Below are 18,635 nucleotides of genomic sequence, written 5' to 3'. Positions count from 1 at the left end.
ACGCAGCGTTTTTTCCTCAAGCCCGAAGAAATGTCACTCGACGAAATCATAATCCAAGAAAGAAGGCCTGATGAACAAGTGAGAAATATGGAGACAGGCAAGGCTACAATCCCAATAGCTACTATCAAAAATATTCCTGCACTTTTTGGCGAAGTTGATTTGCTGAGAAGTTTGCAGCTGTTACCAGGAGTGCAGACAGCCGGTGAAGGGACTACAGGCTTGTTTGTGAGAGGAGGCTCGGCAGATCAGAATTTAGTGCAATTGGATGGGGCGCCTATCTATAATCCTTCGCACTTCTTTGGCTTCTTTTCGGTCTTTAATCCTGATGCGCTCGACCAAGTTGAGCTTTACAAAGGAAATATGCCGGCTTCCTTTGGGGGAAGACTATCTTCTCTTATAGATGTGACCTTGCGGGAAGGAAATAATGAGCAAATTCATGGTGAAGGAGGGATAGGAAGTATTTCTTCGCGATTGACTTTGGATGGGCCTTTGTTTTCTGATAAATCTACTTTTGTCATTTCTGGTAGAAGGACTTATGCTGACTTGTTTTTGAAGCTTTCCAATGATAAAGACCTCCGAAACAATAAGCTCAATTTTCACGATTTGAGTGGGAAATTATCATTTATTTTAAGTGAAAAAGATAAGCTAACAGTTTCCAGCTATCAAGGGAGTGATTTTTTGGGACTTGACGATCAATTTGGTTTGGGTTGGACCAACTGGATTTCCTCAGCTCAATGGAGTAGAAATATCTCCGAAAAGCTATTCTTTGATTTACAGGGATATCATTCCCGCTATAATTACCAAGTTGAATTTGATGATCCTAATACAGGTTTTGAATGGAAAAATAAACTATCAGAAACGGGCCTAAAAGGGCAGTGGACCTTGCTGACTAGTGATAAGATCCAAAGCTATTGGGGGTTCCAAAGTCAGCTGTATCATTTAGCTCCTATAGAATTGAATCCTGCAGCTGATAGTAACATACAGCCTATAGTGACCAATCCGAAAAATGGATTTTTGAACAGTGCATTCGCAGGTGTTACTTACGAGCTCACTCCTAAATTGAGCACCGAAGCTGGACTTAGATGGGGATTTTTCAACCAAATAGGAAAAGGCGTGGACTATATTTATGAAAATTCTATCGTTGGGCCAGACAGCCCTGTAATAGATACGGTGAATTATAGTACACTTGAGAACATGAAATTTTATCAAGGATTGGAACCTAGGATTGCTTTTCGATACCTTATCAACGATGAGTTCTCCGTGAAAGCGGCGTATAACCGGAATTTTCAATATGTACAAATAGCTTCAAATTCCTCAGCAGGTCTTCCCATCGATCGATGGATTTTGGCAGGAACATATGTTCCACCGATTCGATCAGATCAGGTTTCTTTGGGCTTATTTAGGAATTTCGACGAAAACCGGTGGGAATTTTCTGTGGAAGGGTATTACAAAGATCTGCAAAATGTCATAGACCTAAGAAATGGAGCTCAAGTGTTGTTTACAGATAATGTGGAAACAGAACTTCTCACAGGAAAAGGTTGGTCTTATGGTGCTGAGTTTTTATTGAGAAAAAATATTGGAAGAACTACTGGATGGTTAGCCTATACTTACTCCAGGACTTGGAGGAAAATAACTGACATCTCTCAGGGGCAGAAATACAATCCTCGATTTGATAGACCTCATGACATCACGCTGGTCTTGAATCATGAGTTTTCTCCTTCTTGGTCAGCCGGTCTTACTTTCATATATACCACTGGGCAGGCAGTGTCCTTTCCGATTGGTGTATATGATTTAGATAATCAATCTGTTCCCTTGTATTCAGATTACAGAAATGAAGACCGTTTTCCGGATTATCACCGAATGGACGCTTCGGTCACTTGGAAAAATGCTGACAAAGGGAGGAAATGGAAGGGGAGTTGGAACTTCTCTGTTTATAATCTGTATGGAAGAAAAAACCCATTTGCATATGAATTCAGAGAGATTTATAATGATGACTTCAGATATGACAGCAGTGAAGACGGTCCAATAGTTTCAACCCGCCAAGGCATAGTAATGACTTACCTCTTTACATTTTTACCATCAATCACCTATAATTTTCAGTTTTAACATGAAGAGATTTTGGATCTTGATACTAGCAATAGCTGCTTTTTCCTGTCAGGAAGAAGTGTTCTTGCCTTTGGCGACTATTGATGGGGATGTGCCAGTGATAGAGGCTACTTGGACAGATAATAGCTATTACAATGAAGTCCGTGTCTCACTGGCTGAGGATTATTTTGATACCTTGGAGACTCAGGTAATATCTGATGCGGAGGTATTTATATCTGAAGAAGGAAGCGCTCGTAAAATCCCTTTCGCTTATAATGTGTATTCAAATAGCTATTTGCCACTAAATTCCGGAGGAGAAAGCGAGAGGTGGGGGAGAAGTATCAGCTTACTGTGCGTTGGAATAATAATGTGTTCACGTCATCAGGTACTCTTTTGGCTCCTCCTACTGTGGATAGTGTTACTTATGAATACCAAGAAGAAAGGCTTTTTAGAGATGAAGGCTATTACATTAAAGTCTATGGGGAAATCCCGTTTGAAACAGATAATTATTATAGAATCAGAGTAATTGAGAATGATACCTTAAAGAATAATAGGGATGATTATTTGCTTTTTGACGACACATTTGGGTTAAAATTTTTTGAGGAGGGGCTGGAGCTGAATTATTCCTTTGACGAAGGGGATAAAATCAGGCTTGAGCTTTTTTAGAATGAATGATAGTTCCTATGAATATTTAACTCAATTGGTCAACTTACTCTATAATGACGGTGGTTTGTTCTCACCTCCTCCACAAAATCCAACTTCAAATATTCTAGTGGAAAGTGGTGATTCTGAGGTGTTGGGGTTTTTTAATGTGGCGTCTGTGCTTACTAGAACTATCACTATTGAAGATGACAAAGAGTAGGGTTATTCGAGGAGTATGTATAGGTACTCTTTTGAGCCAGTATGGAGCCAAAAGCAATCTAGGATATTGTTAATTTCATAATTCAAGTAGCCCGTCAGGAGCTCTTTCAGCTTCAATTTTTTCGCTTCCTTATGGAGTAAATGTTCTGGTCCATATCCTTTTGCTAGAAGTTTGCTGAAAATCAAAAAGAAGTTCATGGATTGCTGAGGAGCTGACAGAGATTTGAATGCCGTTAATTTATGGTTAAGGATTGGTCGATTTTGGTCGTCGACGTGGCAATGAGATACTTTTGGCGGCTAATGCGCTTTGTGGAAATGTTACTGAGGCAGGAAGATTTAGAAGTGGAGTATCAAAACTCTGCCATTGGTTAATTTGGTATAAACTTCCTCTTATCTTTTTTGACCTTATACGACCATATAAAAATAATCTTCAAATTGGTTTTTTGCTCTTATGAGCTGTGATCATGCTGATAGGAATTGTCCTTTTATCCCTGCAGCTGACCTTCATTTCAATTACGAAAACTAAATATGAAGGGCTTTTGAATTCATGCCTGTTGAAATCGAAAAAGAGTTAGGGGCTACCTTCCAAATTGGATCTGAGTTATTTTTTGATTTTAATATAGTGTCTCAAAATAATGATTAATAAGGAGTTAATTTTTTTCGAATAATAGTCCTCTACCGTGATTATCAAGTTATATAGCTTAAATTCCGTAGTAATACGAAAAAATCGTAGGATTATTAAAAATTCGTTTATACTTTAGGAATATGAACGAATTGGAACTAGCAACGAAGAAAGGATCATGCGCATATTTTGGAAACTTGAAAAAGCGCTAGTTCGAGATGTACTTGATGAGTTACCTGATCCAAAACCTCCTTACACCACTTTGGCTTCTTCAATCAAGCTCTTAGAAAAGAAAGGGTATTTGGATCACAAAGCTTACGGGACCACTCACCAATACTTTCCATTGGTTTCCCAAGCTGAATACAGCAAGAAAAGTGTAAACCAATTAGTAAAGCATTTTTTTGAAGGTTCGGTGGGGAATTTCCTATCCTTTATGGTGAAGGAAAATAAGATTTCTGATAAGGAAATTGAAGATATGCAACGTATGATTGATGACATGGACAAACCTGCGGAATAATGAATCTTATCCTAACTTATTTAATTGAAGCAAGTATTTGCGTAGGAATCACGGTGTTGTTTTACAGAGTGGTATTGAGTGGACTTACCTTCTTCTCTCTGAATCGGGTGCTATTGATTGCTATGCTGATGCTTTCATTTATCATTCCTTTATTGTCTATCCAAATAGGCATTGCCTCTCTTAGTACAGCCGAAATTATCCTCCCTGAATTTCTAGTAGGTAATGTGGTAAAACGAGATTCAGCGAGCTTTACCTGGCAGGAAATTGTCTTTTTGACTTACCTGGCAGGAGTTGTGTTCATGTCTGTCTATCTGATTTTAGGCTATTTCACCTCACAGCGTATGATTGGCAAATCCAAGCTACTTCGCTATCAAAATTATTGGATCGCTGTGCATCCTGAGTTTATTCCTGCCTCCTTTTTTGATTATATACTTTTGCCGGATTTTGATCCAAATCGAACTGATCAGCGCCAGATCATTTTGCATGAATCTGTACACGTGCGCTTAAAACATAGTTGGGATTTGCTATTGATCCAGTTTGCCAAAATCATCTTTTGGTTCAATCCACTGATTTATCAATTTGAAAAATCCCTGAGAGAAGTGCACGAATACCAGGCCGATCGGGGTGTTACTTCTTCCTATTCCAGAAAGGAATATTCCGGTCTTTTGCTTCAGCTGATCACTAGAGGACAAGGCTGGCACTTCATGAATAACTTTAACCAATTTCAAACCAAAAAACGAATTATTATGATGAGTAAACCAGAATCCCAGAAAAAGGAACTGCGTAGATTTTTACTAGCTATTCCTGTATTTGCAGCTTTATTTTTCGTGTTTTCCTGCGAAATAACACCTGAAGAAGAAATGGACGGGCCAATGATGGCTGGTGAAGTAAAAGAAGTAAAAATCGGACCAGCTAATATTCAGGCTAGAACACTGGGTAAAGATGGAGATCCAATCTTTGATGTGGTGGAAACACAGCCAGAACCTCAGGGAGGAATGGCAGCATGGAATGCCTATCTGAGTGAAAACTTAAGCTATCCAGCTCAGGCCAAATCTGCGGGGATAGAAGGCACTGTTATCGTGGTCTTTGTAGTGAATACCGATGGCACTATTTCCGACGTAGAAGTCCTACGAGGAATCGGAGGTGGTGCTGATGAAGAAGCTGTTCGTGTGGTTGAAAACGCGCCGAATTGGATTTCTGGAAAGCAAAAAGACAATCCAGTGAATACTAGAATGAGACTGCCTATTCGATTTAAACTAAGTTGATCTGATTGACTGTAAAAAACAACTAATTGATGGTGAGTCAGAAAGCTCTTTGAAGAGCTAATAGATCGGAGACTCGTCCACCATACTTAAAAAAATCATACTTAGCCTAGCATCATGAACAATTTGAATAGCAACGAAGAAAGGATCATGCGCATTTTCTGGAAACTTGAAAAAGCGCTGGTTCGAGATGTACTTGATGAGCTTCCAGATCCAAAGCCTCCCTATACCACCTTGGCCTCTGCTATAAAACTGCTAGAAAAGAAGGGGTATCTAGACCATAAAGCTTACGGAACCACTCACCAATACTTTCCATTGATTTCCCAAGCGGAATACAGCAAGAAAAGTGTAAACCAATTGGTGAAGCATTATTTCGAAGGTTCTGTGGGGAATTTCCTATCCTTTATGGTGAAGGAGAACAAGATTTCTGATAAGGAGATTGAAGACTTGCAGCGTATGATTGATGACATGGACAAGCCTTCTGAATAATGAATTCAATTATAATCTACTTAGCAGAAGCCAGTATTTGCGTAGGGATTACGGTCTTGTTTTATCATAGTGTATTGAGAGAACTCACCTTCTTTGCGCTGAATCGGGTGCTTTTGATTGGCATGCTGACGCTCTCTATTATAATTCCACTCCTGTCATTTCAAGTGGGCATTTCATCATTAGCATCGGGCGAAATAACGCTTCCTGAATTTACAGTGGGAGATGTTGTAAAGGGTGATTCTTTGAGCTTTTCCTGGCGGAGGATGGTCTTTTTGACTTACCTAACAGGCGTGGTATTCATGTCAGTTTATCTGAGTTTAGGCTATTTTACTTCTAAACAGATGATACGGAAATCCAAACTGTTTCGCTATAAAAATTATTGGGTAGCAGTACATCCTGAGTTTATGCCTGCCTCATTTTTTGATTACATTCTCCTTCCTGATTTTGATCCAAATAGAGCTGATCAACGTCAGATCATATTGCATGAATCAGTACATGTTCGCTTAAAACACAGTTGGGATTTGCTATTCATCCAGTGTGCCAAAATTATCTTTTGGTTCAATCCGTTGATTTATCAATTTGAAAAAATACTTCGTGAAGTGCATGAATACCAAGCAGATCAAGGTTTGACTTCATCCTTTTCTAGAAGGGAATATTCAGGTCTTTTGCTTCAGCTCATCACCAAAGGAGATGGCTGGCACTTCATGAATAACTTCAACCAATTTCAAACCAAAAAACGAATAATTATGATGAGTAAACCACAATCTCAGAAAAAGGAACTGCGCAGGTTTCTACTCGCAATTCCAGTTTTGGCAGCATTGGTTATCGTGTTTTCCTGTGAAATAACTCCTGAAGAGGAAATGGAAGGGCCAATGATGGCTGGAGAATTAAAATCAGCACAAATAGGTCCTGCTGACCTCTCAGCTAGAAAACTAAGTGATCATGTAGATCAAGTTTTTGATGTAGTTGAAGTTCCCCCACAGCCAATAGGAGGGATATCGGCTTGGCATAAATATCTTTCAAAAACACTTAAATATCCTGCTCAAGCTAGACGCTCCGGGATTCAAGGGACCGTAATTGTTGGATTTATTGTAGAGGAGGATGGTAACCTTGCTAACGTAGAAATTTTAAAAGGATTAGGAGGAGCAGTTGATGAAGAAGCGATCAGGGTTGTAGAAAATGCTGATAATTGGGAGCCAGTGAAAGCAGAGGGATCGAGTTGTAAGTACTAGAATGAGATTACCTATACGATTCAAACTTGCCAATAGCGATGCTAAGATTGAATCAACTTCAGTGTCATCTACTGACAATCTGCCTGAAATCGTTGTTGTTGGGTATAATTAGTTGATAATAAATTGATTAACAATTCTCATCAGCTTTCAAACTATTAAGGTACACTTAACTAAATCAAAAATTATGAAACCGAAAGTCTATAATTTCTCGTCTAAAACAATTTTACTTCTGGCGACGGCTCTACTTTTCTTCGCTTTTCTTCCAAATCAAACGGCTCAAGCACAAACTGAGGCTGGGGAAGTATTGATGGAGACTGATGAAATGCCTCAACCTAAAGGTGGACTTGATGGCTGGATGGCATACTTGACTGAAAATATGAAGTATCCGGTATTAGCAAAGGAAAAGAATATAGAAGGAACGGTGATCGTCACATTTGTGGTGTTAGAAACTGGAGAAATTGATACTGTGGAAATTCTAAGAGGAATAGGCGGAGGTTGCGATGAGGAAGCAATGCGCTTGGTAAAAGAGTCGCCTAAATGGACACCTGGCAAAAAGGATGGTGAACTGGTCAAGGTAAGAATGAGACTTCCTGTAAGGTTCAAGTTATAAATGCCGGATAAATTTCTGAAAAAGAATAACTACAATCCCTTTGTGAAATATACCTAACCTAAAAAGCATGAAACGAACAACCCATAATTTCCCGCAAAAAGTAATTTCAATTCTTTCAATTTTCCTGCTGCTATTGGTTTTTCTACCTATTCAATTAGCTCAAGCTCAAACTGAAGAAGAGAAGAATGATATTATGCCAATTCCACCAGGAGGCATACAAGGTTGGTATTCTTATCTGGGTGAAAACCTCAAGTATCCAGAAAGTGCTAAAGAAAAAGGAGTAGAAGGAGTAGTCATTGTAGAACTTCTGGTGAAAACTGATGGGTCAATTGATAATGTTTCAGTTGTTCGCGGCATTGGCGGAGGTTGTGATGAAGAAGCAATGCGGGTAATCCAAAAGTCGTCCAATTGGACCCCAGGCGAAAAAGATGGAAAGCCAGTTAATACGGTGATGAAGATCCCGATAAAGATGTGCATTAAGTTAAGTTTTAATTAAAGGTGAAAAACATCCGAAGCTTCTTCGGATGTTTTTTTTGTTTATAGGGCAAATAAGCTAGTTTAGCATACTTATTCAGCAAATTGAGCCCATGAATAAAACCAAGCTAGCTGGTAATTTTTTATTACCTATTTCTTTACTGATCTTTTCACTCACTGCTTTTTCATGCAGTGCTGATTTAGAAGATAAAGTTGTTGGAAACTGGCAGGGGTATGATTTTATGTTCCAGAAAACTGAAGGTCCTGATATCGTGGTGACAATCAATGGAGGCTTAGAACAGCATTTGAGAAGTAAGTTGATTTTATCAGATAATGGTACATTTCAAAAGTTGACGAATTGGAGGATCTGGTAAATGGGAAAGGAACTTGGGTGGTAGAAGAGGACAAGTTGATTACCACTAATGAAAATGGTGATAAGCTGATTTACACCTTACTTAAGGTCACTGATAAGGAGTTAATGACATTGCATGAAGTGGATTTAAAAACTCCAGACAGGAACATTGAAAGGGAAAATTATACTATCCTACACTCGATAAACCTGTTTGATGAGGAATAAAATCTATTTTTGGTTGGTCGCATCTGATTCAATGAATTTCTCAAAGTTTAGGTTTGAGCTCCATAATATTCATGAATGGTTTTTTGATTGAGGGCAAATTGAAGTAATTTATCGCCTTAAGTTCTTACCCTAAATAATCTAACCTAAGAAATCATGCAATTATGCAAACTTTATACTGAGGCTTTTCAAAAAGTATGAATTCTTACTGCCATCTAAATTAAATTATAACCTTATGAAAAAGAGAATTTTCTCGCTAGCTATTACTGCTAGTGCATTGACTTTGAGTTCAATAGCAGTTGCCCAAGATAAAACACCTCCACCTATGAGACCGGAGGACTACTGAATTTTACACTCCTGTGCCACCTAAAGTTTACCCAGGAGCAAATAACACAGCTCCTCCCTCTGATGCCATCGTACTTTTCGATGGAACCAGTTTAAATGGGTTTGTAAGTGCAAATGATGGTTCCCCTGCTGGATGGACGATTGAAAATGGAGAATTAGTGGTTACCAAAGGTAAAGGAGATATCAAATCTAAAATACCTTTTGGCGATGCACAATACCACGTAGAATGGTCAGCCCCCACAGAAATTGTGGGCGAAGGACAGGGCAGGGGAAACTCTGAGTTTTTTCTTGATGGGAATGTATGAAGTACAGGTTCTGGATAGCTACGAAAGTAAGACTTATACTAATGGACAAGCTGGAAGTATTTATAAGCAGCATCCTCCTCTTGCAATGGCATCGAGACCAGCCGGTGAATGGAATTATTACGATATTATTTTCAAAGCACCACGTTTCAACAAGGATGGTATTGTTACTTCTCCTGCTACTGTTCCAGTTATTATGAATGGTGTGGTGGACTCAAAATCAGTGTGACCTTGAAAGGTCCAACCGAATACATCGGTATTCCAAACTATAAAGCACATCCTGAGAAGCTTCCAAATTAAGCTTCAAGATCACGGCAACCCAGTTAGATTTAGAAATATCTGGGTTCGAGAACTCTAATCAATTGATATATAAATAGCAGTTAATTTAATTAACTGCTATTTTTTTGTCTATACTCAATAACCCAAAATACTATGTCATCAAGAAGAAAATTTATTCAAAACACCATGTTGTTGGGTGCAGGTTTGGGAATGCCTCAAATTCTAACTGCATCCGATTTTGGCCGATTTACTAGAAAAATCAAGGCGTCTGATCAACTTAACTATGGCCTAATTGGCTGCAAAGGCATGGGTTGGTCTAATATGAATGCTCACCTTAAAATGCCTCAAGTGAATTGCGTTGCCTTGGCAGATGTGGATCAAAGCGTACTAGATCAGCGGACAGAGGATGTTTTCAAACTGCGGGGCACCCGCCCAAAGCAGTACAAAGATTACAGAAAGCTATTAGAAGATCCGGATATAGATATCGTGATCATTGGGACTCCAGATCACTGGCATTGCCTAATTATGTGCGACGCGGTTTCTGCTGGTAAAAATGTTTACGTAGAAAAGCCAATTGCAAATACCATTGAAGAATGTCAGTTGATGGTAAAAGCTCAGGAGCGTTACGGTAAAGTGGTGCAGGTAGGGCAGTGGCAGCGTTCCGGTTCTCAGTACGCAGAAGCAATTGATTATGTTAAATCCGGGAAACTAGGCCAGATTCGATTGGTGAAATGTTGGGCATACCAAGGCTGGATGAAACCGGTTCCCGTATTGCCAAATGGTCCGGCACCAGATGGAGTAGATTATAAAATGTGGCTAGGACCTGCTCCAGAGCGACCGTTCAATCCAAATCGTTTTCACTTCAATTTCCGCTGGTTTTGGGACTATGCCGGTGGGTTGATGACCGACTGGGGAGTACATGAAATAGATATTGCGTTATATGCGATGGGAGTTTCTGCGCCGAAATCTGTAATGGCCTCAGGAGGTAAATTTGCTTATCCAAATGATGCATCTGAGACGCCTGATACCTTGCAAACAGTGTATGAATACGATGGCTTCAATATGCTCTGGGAACATGCTACAGGTATAGATGGAGGGAATTATGGAACGACCGAAGGTATTGCATTCATAGGGAATAATGCCACACTGGTGGTGAATAGAGGAGGGTGGAAGGTGATTCCTGAAACTGAAACAGTGGATGGAAATAGAGTTCCAAAAGTAGAAGAAGTTCCTCATACCAAAGGTGTAGGAAATGCTTTGGATTTACATGCTGTCAACTTCGTGGAAGCTGTTAAGGCCAATGATCCAAGCCTTCTCAATTGCGCAATTCAGACGGGTAGTGTAGCGGCTATCAATGCCCAAATGGGAAACATTGCTTACAAAACCGGAGAGAAAGTATATTGGAATGCTGCTAAAAATCAATTTACCTCGTCCGCTGCGAATGACTTGATGAAAGCCCATTATCATAATGGCTGGGAACTTCCGAAAGTTTAGTTGAAAATCTGATAGTCCACAATTTCTTCTACTTTGAACCAAAAAAAGCCATGGAATTTTGATTCCATCGGCTTTGCGCTTCTTTCAGTAGCAAACCCTTTAAAAGGCTAGGGCAGCAAGCCCAAGTTTACTTTTAAGCGGATTAATAGATTTTAGAATCTGTCCAGAATACTTCTTGAATAAATCATTGCCTAAAATGTCCGTGAGGATTTTAGCATGCTTGCTTTTCAAACCTAGAAATGCAGCTTTCTTATCATCATCAGATTTTCCGCTTTTATCTATATCCATCAGTTCATCTACAAAACTGGAGTTTTCTTTAGTCAGCTTTGATTTCTGATCTGATGATAGATCGAGCCCATCCGTATTATTCAATATTCCCAATACCTGAGAAGTTAGATCCATTTTTGGCACTTTCAATCCTTGGGCGTTAACATTTCCAGCTAGGATAAAGAGCAATGCAAACCCTAGGATAAATTTCAATTTGTGCATAATAGTATAGTTTAGTTAAAATGTTTTTACAGTACAAACTTAGCCAATTTGTATTTTGTCGTAAACGGACGTATTTGTTTTTTTATCTTTTTGCGGTATTCTTTAACGGTTTTTTCTCCAAGGATACTTTCAAACATGCTATTTTGCTCTTTAGCAAGACCAGAGATTTTGGCTATTTTCTTATCGTCTGATTCATCACTTCCTGCTATGCCTATTACCTTATCGAAAAAGGAAGAGTTGCTTTTGCTCAACTTATCTTTTTGATCTTTAGTTATTCCTAAATCGTCGCCTGGAGCGAAAGCACCCAGCATATCCTTTTTGAAATCAGGGGTAGGTAACTTGATAGTTTGCGACGAGGCTTGAAAGCTGATAGCCGCTAAAAGAAAGATAAAGGCTGTAATTAAGTTAGTTTTCATAAGAATTAATTTTATGTATATCCGCTTTTATGCCCGTATGAAGTCAAGAGCGAAAAAGGATAGGTTAAACTTAAGGATTGAGGCCGCTTCTGCCTGTCCCGCCAGTGTGGGAGTCTTTGCTCATCGGCCTTCAGACCGTGACTGGCATCATCGCGGATAATCATTTTTATTTTACTTAAATAATCCCTTCCCCATATCCATCAGTCCGCCTAAATCCATTCCTCCTTTGCCACCGCCACCTAGAAGTGAGCCTAGTAAATCCGATGTCCCTACTTTACCTTGACCTCCCTGAAGTGAGGAAACAATAGACGACATGATGTCATTATTGTCCTGTGGGGCGTCATTTACACGCTTGTTGAAGAAATTCATTATCATAGGCAGTGCAGCTGCAGCAATTCCCATAGCTTGCTCCTTTGAGATGCCGAATTTGTCCATCAGGTTTTGAGATACATCGCCTTGAAGACTATTGATGACCGGGGCACCTGGAGAGGTTTCTTTTCCGGAAAACATTTCCATAATGGCATCTGTATCACCTGATGATACTCGTTTCTGAAGGCTATTCGTGAGAGAATCTTTGATGGCTGAGGCGCTTGCCTTGTCCTGATTCATTCCTTCAAGCATTTCTTGAAGCGGACCTTCCGCTAATTTTAACAATTGATCTAACATGATTTCAAAAATTTGTTTGATGTAATTTCTTTAAAATGGACTTAGATTCCAATTTAATTCCTTTTTAAAACATCTAAATTCTAGGAATGCTTACATGAAAAAGTAATAGTCAAGCTTAAAGTCTATAAACTGTAGAATTGGTATTGTTTATTTCCCACCAAAATTTTGAACCCCAATAAGGTAAGGAACATTGAAAAAATCCTTATTTCCATAAACACTAGCCCCACATCCTAACTTGGTGAAACGAGGATTTAGAATGCTCTTTCTGTGGCTGGGAGAATTCATCCACATCCTTACTGCTTCCTTAGCATAGCTAAGATAAGTATGCGGCAAAATCACCTCACGCTTTGAACTGGCATAAGTATACATTCCCCCAGATTTGGGAATATTGATTTCTCTACCATCCTGATATTGCAGACCAATACTTGAGCTAATATTCTCGCCCACTAGGACTGAGGGTAATCCTTCTAGTGCAAATCGATCATTGACAGTCTTTTTGCCTTTTACTAAACTTTCGTGGGAATAGAAATGAAAATTAACCATATCGGCAGCGTGACCTGAAGCAACTCTTTCAATAGCGTCCGAATGCTCAAAGGGAGGTAAACCATATTTGACTCGTTCCAAATTGGTCACATGAAACATCGCCGCTTGAAGTAGTCCTCTGTCCATCTTCTTATAATTGATGGTTTGATGAACCGCAGCAAGCTGCAGAAACTCTTCTTGGGTAAAGCGTTTATAATCGGATGAGATCCAGGTCTGAGCTGCCAAGGAATGGGCAAATAGAACAAAAACTAAGAGCAGGAATCGGGTACGCAAGGAATACTAGTTTGGCGATTGTGTGGGATATATTCTGAAGAATAGACGATCACTAAGCCAAAATATTTTATGGGAATAGGTGGATTTGTTTGATATCGAACAAAATATCTGTTCAGAATCGTAACACGATGTTTTACTGGGCTCTACCTAGTGTGCTATTATTCAATTGTTTATAGTTTCAGTTGATACTATTTTCGCCAATTTGAGAAGGGTGTTTTGCACAAAAATGCAGGTGGACTTTTATGTCAGACGAGTATACCTTAATTTATTTACGATTAGAGATTTTTTAATAGGTACATCCGCTTTTCTACCAGAAAGGTGGCAAAAGCAATGCAAGACATTTTAAACTTAAGATTGAGGCCACTTCGGGTTTCGGTCCTCCAACCTGATAAGCAAAGAACCTAAGTTGACTGGCCTCATTACGGATAGTCATATTTTTTATAATCCGGTTTACTAGGATTTCACTTTTATATTATTCTAGGTGATTTGCTTTAACTGCCAGATTATTTGGCATTAATGACATTTTTTAAGCAATAAATTTTAATTTGTAGGGAGTTTTCAGATTGGACTATCTGACGAAAATGTCCTGATTTTTCCATAGGTTTTTGAAAACTCCCAGATGATTTTTTTTTCATCTCCAGCATAATACAAGGGCAAAGCACGATGAATATCTGCTTACCTAATTGAAATGTTTCAGTTCTCTTAACCAAACAATTTTTACCTATGGCTACTTTGAAAATCAAGCTGAAAGGACAAGATCATTCTTCATTTCACAAAGGCGATGATAGCGGCTTCGAACTCTACCAATTTGCACAAGCTTTCACGATAGAAAGCCCAACGAGAGGCGACGTACCTGAGCAGGTCCTCGAACTAGATGAAAATCACATTGTTGAATTTGATTTTGAGGATGAGACTGTCTGGATGGGGGATAATGAGACTATTAAAACCCTATTCCCGTTGGAGGTAAAGCGCTCTGCAGATGGAGATGAGCTCTACCTTCCAGATGAGCTGGAGTCTGATGAGCAGGATAGGGGCGTATTCAAAAAGATAGGGATTAAGCTCTTGAAAGTCTTCGTAAAAAAGAAGATAATTCAACCCAAAATTAAAGAACTGGCGAGAAACCTTGAGGATAAGCAATTGGCATTTACTGGGGAGGATTTCAAAAAGGTGAGGCATGGACTGTTAATAGCTTGTTCTCCCAAAATCGAACTTACTCCACTTAAATTTAGCAAGGATAATGTGGCTGAGCTAGATGTGAAAAGTCGGCATTTGCTCTTGCTTCACGGTACGGGTTCATCTACTGAAGGTTCCTTTGGGGAGCTAAAGGAATCCGATGAGTGGCTGAATTTGATTCAGAAATATGGTAAAGAGCATTTGATTGCTTTTCAGCACAGAACATTGACTACCAGTCCTCTTGAGAATATTCTTGAACTGGTTTTGAGTCTTCCGTCAGGTATTCAATTGGATCTTTTGAGTCATTCCCGTGGTGGATTATTGGCGGATTTATTGGCAAGATTTTCTACAAGTCCTGAGGGGTTTGATGAAATAGAAAAGGCCCTTTTAGATAAACATGAGAGGTCTTCAGATCTCAAAACAATTGCGGAAATCAGAGATATTCTTCAAGCGAAAAAAATAACCATTCGCTCGATGGTACGTGTAGCCAGCCCGGCCAATGGTACTACACTAGCCTCAAGTCGTTTAAATATTTTCTTGAATGTGACATTCAACTTACTAGGCCTAGCGGTAGGTCATGTGGGCAACCCAATCTACGTTGCATTCAAGGAGTTTATCATGGAAGCTGTCGCCTGCAAAGATGACGTGGATATTTTGCCAGGTTTGGAAGCAATGAATCCCAAATCTCCTTTCATCAAAGCGATGAATTATCAGGCCTCTGACATTGAAATTAAGTTTCCACTTTTCGTGGTAGGCGGCAGTAGCGAATTGAGTTTGAGTTTTAAGACGCTGGTAGTGATTTTGGGTAAGTTTTTCTTTATGAAGAAAAATGACCTAGTAGTCGATACAGAAAGTATGAAATGGGGGGCAAGACGCTCCTCAGGAAATGTTGCTGTTTATATTCAGAAAAGCGGAGTTATCAATCACTTCAAATACTTTTCAAACCCAGATACTGTCAAAGCTTTGGTCACTGGCTTAGCTGCGGAAGTAGGGTATATTCCGGATAGTTTTGAATTGAAATTAGTTGATAAGGATAGAGGTGCAATAGAAATTGGAGCTTATAAAAAGGATAAGGTCTCTGGATCCCGGCCGATTGCTATTGTGATTCCTGGGATCATGGGGTCAAACATTGGCGAAAAGGATGAACTACTGTGGATTAATTATTGGCGATTCCTGAAGGGTGAATTAACTGGCTTGGCATATAATTCGGATTCAAAGTCTGGTTTATCTGCTCATTCATTGATCAAAACCTCCTACGGTAATTTGGGAGATAAACTTTCGGAGACCTATGATGTGGTTACCTTCCAATTTGATTGGAGAATTCCTTTGAAGAAAAGTGCTGAAGACTTCAAGACTAAAATTGAGGAACTATTGAGCTTTAATCAACCCATTAAAATCGTAGCTCATAGTATGGGTGGAGTTTTGGTCAGGGATTTTATTGTTTATCATAAAGAAACCTGGCAAAAGCTCAATTCCTCTATTGGTTTCAGAGCTGTATTCCTAGGCTCACCACTGGGAGGTTCGTACCGAATTCCATATGTGCTTTTTGGCAAGGATAGCTTGATTCAACTTTTGGGTAAAATAGATATTAGACACTCTACAAAGGAGCTTTTGGAAGTGTTCTGCAATTTCCCTGGAATACTTAATCTCTTGCCAATGAGCAATAATACTCGACATGATTTCTCCGATAGAAACTTATGGGAGCGCATGCGAGCTGCTTCGGGTGATGAATCCTGGCCAATTCCTTCTGCAACAGTTTTGGAGGAATTTGGAAAGCATCAAAAAGTCGTGTTAGACAACATGGACAGCATTGATTATTCGAATATTACTTACATCGCAGGGCAAAGTGGAAAGAAAAGCTTCACAATTTCCAACCTGGATATTGAGGATGGTGAGCTAGTGTTCTCTGCCACAAATGCAGGAGATGAGAGTGTAACATGGATGTCAGGGATTCCAAAGGCTTTTCATGATAAAAACCAAGTTTACTATGCAAATGTGACGCATGGGGGACTTTCTAAGGAAAGGAGTCTTTTCGCTGCCATAGAAGATTTGTTGATTTTTGGAAACACTAAAAGGTTACAAAATAGCCTTCCTAAAACGCGTGGAGACGAAAAGGATTTTGCTCCTTCCGAAACTGAGGTATTTGATATCAGTGAAGAGAATGTGTTAAATACCATTTTGGGAATAGAAGAAGTAGCTGAAAAATGGCAGGAAGAAAAACCTATACTGGTATCCGTAAGCCATGGAGACTTGAAATATGCCAAGTACCCGGTGTTGGCAGGTCATTTTGAGTTTGATGCTATTCTTACTACAGAACATGCGATTGACCGTCAACTTGATGGAGAGCTTGCCAGATTACATGGATTAGGACTTTATCCGGGGCCTATCGGTACGAATCAGATTGTATTAAATGAAAATTTTACCAAATCAACCTTCAAAGGAGGTCTGATTATCGGCTTGGGCGTTCCTGAAGAATTATCAGGATTTGCGTTGATGAATTCGGTGGAGAAAGGCGTTGCTCGATACTTGACAATAAAAAAGGAAAATACTGATGTTCAAAATGATGGAGCTATTGCCGCAACTACTGGCATTTCAGTGATTGCTATTGCGAATGCCTATGGAGGTTTATCCACCGAGAGCTCTATTCGAGCTATTATTCTTGGTATTCAGCGTGCTAATAGAAATATTAAGTCCGTCTATAATGGAAAAATTAGAGGCATAGAGGAAATAGAAATTATCGAAATATTCAATGATAAAGCCTTGTCTATTTTGAAAACCATTCAGCGTTTAGAAGTGGATGATAGCAAAGAGTTTAATGTGGCTTTCAAAGAGAAGGGGTTAAACTACAAACTAGGCAGACGCTGGAGAATTCCTTATGAGAATACAAAAGACTGGTGGACTAGAGTGAGTGTATCCCATGAGTTGAAAATCAAAGAGCAGGGTGAGGTGGAAGAAGCTATTAAAATGTCCATTGCTTCTAACGGTGCAAGCGAAAAGGTGGAGTTTATGCCTGCTAGCGACAAGACCCTGGATGTACTGCTCAAGAGAATGACTTTGGAAAACCAATATTCCCCGGAAATAGCTAAAACAATGTTTGAGTTATTGATTCCATTTGAGTTTAAGGAAGAAGTAAAGCGTCTAAATAATGTCTCTTGGATATTGGATCTGCCTTCTGCAGAATATCCTTGGGAAATGATACAGGAAGATGTGGATGCAGTTCCGCTTTGTGTGCACACGGGCATGATTCGACAGTTGACCACCATGCAATTCCGTAAAAAAATAGCGCGAGTTACAGAGAAATCGGCTCTGGTTGTCGGTGATCCTGTTCTTGATAAGTTTATGCCACAGTTACCTGGAGCTAAACGTGAAGCAGAAGCTGTTGTCACTATTCTCAAAAAAAATGATTACCAAATTCAGAGTTTGATAAGTAGTACTGCCTCTGATATTATCCTTAAGCTTTTTTCCAGGAATCATAAGATCAGCACATTCTTGCTGGTCACGGAGTATTCAAACACGGTCCAAATCACTCTACCGGAATGGTGATTGGCAATGATACATTCTTGACGCCTGCTCAAATAGCAGGAATGAGCTCTTCGGCAGAATTAGTATTTGTGAATTGCTGCTACCTAGGGTTGATGGATAGGGGATCGGAGGAAAGAAGTCAGTACAGGAATAAGTTTGCAGCAAATATTGGTACTCAGCTAATCAACAATGGTGCTCGGGCGGTAATAGTGGCTGGCTGGGCAGTGGATGATGCAGCTGCCTTGGAATTTTCTAAGCAATTCTATGAAAATATGTTTGATGGCCTTGGCTTTGGCGAAGCAGTAAAACGGGCTAGAAAAGTGATTTATAAGGATTACGGTCGAAGAACGAATACCTGGGGTGCTTTTCAATGTTATGGAGATCCATTCTACAAGCTGTCAGAAGAT

The 18,635-nt window shown here is 39.5% G+C and carries 18 protein-coding genes and 1 pseudogene; 15 read left to right on the top strand and 4 right to left on the bottom strand.

The window, feature by feature from the left end; genetic code table 11:
• The first annotated feature begins 30 nt into the window (after nucleotides 1–30).
• The 13 genes and pseudogenes from AC0L6R_RS24435 (at nucleotide 31) to AC0L6R_RS24375 (ending at nucleotide 11,146) form a co-directional block, all read left to right on the top strand.
• Nucleotides 31–2,106 carry a TonB-dependent receptor plug domain-containing protein gene (locus tag AC0L6R_RS24435; RefSeq protein ID WP_473273506.1) on the top strand — a complete coding sequence of 692 codons (2,076 nt, stop codon included), beginning with the start codon at nucleotides 31–33 and terminating at the stop codon, nucleotides 2,104–2,106.
• Nucleotides 2,107–2,412: 306 nt separating this feature from the next.
• Nucleotides 2,413–2,751 carry a DUF4249 family protein gene (locus AC0L6R_RS24430; RefSeq protein ID WP_473273505.1) on the top strand — a complete coding sequence of 113 codons (339 nt, stop codon included), beginning with the start codon at nucleotides 2,413–2,415 and terminating at the stop codon, nucleotides 2,749–2,751.
• Between the two features lies 1 nt (nucleotide 2,752).
• On the top strand, nucleotides 2,753–2,947 hold the full coding sequence (locus AC0L6R_RS24425) for a DUF4249 family protein (protein ID WP_473273504.1): 195 nt from the start codon (nucleotides 2,753–2,755) through the stop codon (nucleotides 2,945–2,947).
• 799 nt (nucleotides 2,948–3,746) lie between these two features.
• Complete coding sequence (locus tag AC0L6R_RS24420) at nucleotides 3,747–4,085, top strand: BlaI/MecI/CopY family transcriptional regulator (protein WP_473273503.1); 339 nt, start codon at nucleotides 3,747–3,749, stop codon at nucleotides 4,083–4,085.
• Nucleotides 4,085–5,350: a M56 family metallopeptidase gene (locus AC0L6R_RS24415; RefSeq protein ID WP_473273502.1), complete on the top strand. Its 1,266-nt coding sequence runs from the start codon at nucleotides 4,085–4,087 to the stop codon at nucleotides 5,348–5,350. The genes AC0L6R_RS24420 and AC0L6R_RS24415 overlap by 1 nt, the downstream gene beginning before the upstream one ends.
• Before the next feature lie 114 nt (nucleotides 5,351–5,464).
• On the top strand, nucleotides 5,465–5,836 hold the full coding sequence (locus AC0L6R_RS24410) for a BlaI/MecI/CopY family transcriptional regulator (protein ID WP_283414376.1): 372 nt from the start codon (nucleotides 5,465–5,467) through the stop codon (nucleotides 5,834–5,836).
• The gene (locus tag AC0L6R_RS24405) at nucleotides 5,836–7,068 is read left to right on the top strand and encodes a M56 family metallopeptidase (RefSeq protein WP_473273501.1); all 1,233 of its coding nucleotides are present in this window, start codon (nucleotides 5,836–5,838) and stop codon (nucleotides 7,066–7,068) included. Before AC0L6R_RS24410 ends, AC0L6R_RS24405 begins: the two co-directional genes overlap by 1 nt.
• Before the next feature lie 184 nt (nucleotides 7,069–7,252).
• Nucleotides 7,253–7,678: an energy transducer TonB gene (locus tag AC0L6R_RS24400; protein WP_283414377.1), complete on the top strand. Its 426-nt coding sequence runs from the start codon at nucleotides 7,253–7,255 to the stop codon at nucleotides 7,676–7,678.
• A gap of 67 nt (nucleotides 7,679–7,745) precedes the next feature.
• On the top strand, nucleotides 7,746–8,174 hold the full coding sequence (locus tag AC0L6R_RS24395) for an energy transducer TonB (RefSeq protein WP_473273500.1): 429 nt from the start codon (nucleotides 7,746–7,748) through the stop codon (nucleotides 8,172–8,174).
• Between the two features lie 91 nt (nucleotides 8,175–8,265).
• Complete coding sequence (locus tag AC0L6R_RS24390) at nucleotides 8,266–8,526, top strand: hypothetical protein (protein ID WP_473273499.1); 261 nt, start codon at nucleotides 8,266–8,268, stop codon at nucleotides 8,524–8,526.
• Nucleotides 8,511–8,729 carry a hypothetical protein gene (locus AC0L6R_RS24385; protein ID WP_473273498.1) on the top strand — a complete coding sequence of 73 codons (219 nt, stop codon included), beginning with the start codon at nucleotides 8,511–8,513 and terminating at the stop codon, nucleotides 8,727–8,729. Before AC0L6R_RS24390 ends, AC0L6R_RS24385 begins: the two co-directional genes overlap by 16 nt.
• 356 nt (nucleotides 8,730–9,085) lie before the next feature.
• A pseudogene (locus tag AC0L6R_RS24380) lies at nucleotides 9,086–9,602 on the top strand (3-keto-disaccharide hydrolase).
• A gap of 203 nt (nucleotides 9,603–9,805) precedes the next feature.
• On the top strand, nucleotides 9,806–11,146 hold the full coding sequence (locus AC0L6R_RS24375) for a Gfo/Idh/MocA family protein (protein ID WP_283414381.1): 1,341 nt from the start codon (nucleotides 9,806–9,808) through the stop codon (nucleotides 11,144–11,146).
• A 99-nt stretch (nucleotides 11,147–11,245) separates the two neighbouring features.
• Here AC0L6R_RS24375 and AC0L6R_RS24370 read toward each other — a convergent pair whose 3' ends face one another.
• From AC0L6R_RS24370 to AC0L6R_RS24355, 4 genes are all read right to left on the bottom strand, one after another.
• Nucleotides 11,246–11,635, bottom strand: coding sequence for a hypothetical protein (locus AC0L6R_RS24370; RefSeq protein ID WP_283414382.1), 390 nt, complete (start codon nucleotides 11,633–11,635; stop codon nucleotides 11,246–11,248).
• 26 nt (nucleotides 11,636–11,661) lie between these two features.
• Nucleotides 11,662–12,051 carry a hypothetical protein gene (locus tag AC0L6R_RS24365; RefSeq protein WP_283414383.1) on the bottom strand — a complete coding sequence of 130 codons (390 nt, stop codon included), beginning with the start codon at nucleotides 12,049–12,051 and terminating at the stop codon, nucleotides 11,662–11,664.
• Nucleotides 12,052–12,222: 171 nt separating this feature from the next.
• Nucleotides 12,223–12,717 carry a DUF937 domain-containing protein gene (locus AC0L6R_RS24360; protein ID WP_473273497.1) on the bottom strand — a complete coding sequence of 165 codons (495 nt, stop codon included), beginning with the start codon at nucleotides 12,715–12,717 and terminating at the stop codon, nucleotides 12,223–12,225.
• 147 nt (nucleotides 12,718–12,864) lie between these two features.
• The gene (locus AC0L6R_RS24355; protein ID WP_473273496.1) at nucleotides 12,865–13,533 is read right to left on the bottom strand and encodes a CAP domain-containing protein; all 669 of its coding nucleotides are present in this window, start codon (nucleotides 13,531–13,533) and stop codon (nucleotides 12,865–12,867) included.
• Between the two features lie 723 nt (nucleotides 13,534–14,256).
• Between AC0L6R_RS24355 and AC0L6R_RS24350 the strand changes: the two genes are divergently transcribed.
• Together AC0L6R_RS24350 and AC0L6R_RS24345 are read left to right on the top strand one after the other, a co-directional pair.
• A complete protein-coding gene (locus AC0L6R_RS24350) occupies nucleotides 14,257–18,249 on the top strand; it encodes a DUF7379 domain-containing protein (protein ID WP_473273495.1) in 3,993 nt (1,330 codons plus the stop codon).
• A partial coding sequence (locus AC0L6R_RS24345) for a CHAT domain-containing protein (RefSeq protein WP_473273494.1) occupies nucleotides 18,243–18,635 on the top strand: 393 nt, incomplete at its 3' end. The genes AC0L6R_RS24350 and AC0L6R_RS24345, both read left to right, overlap by 7 nt.

Source organism: Algoriphagus sp. 10J20-15, assembly GCF_055809615.1.
This window is presented reverse-complemented; position numbering and strand designations above follow the sequence as displayed.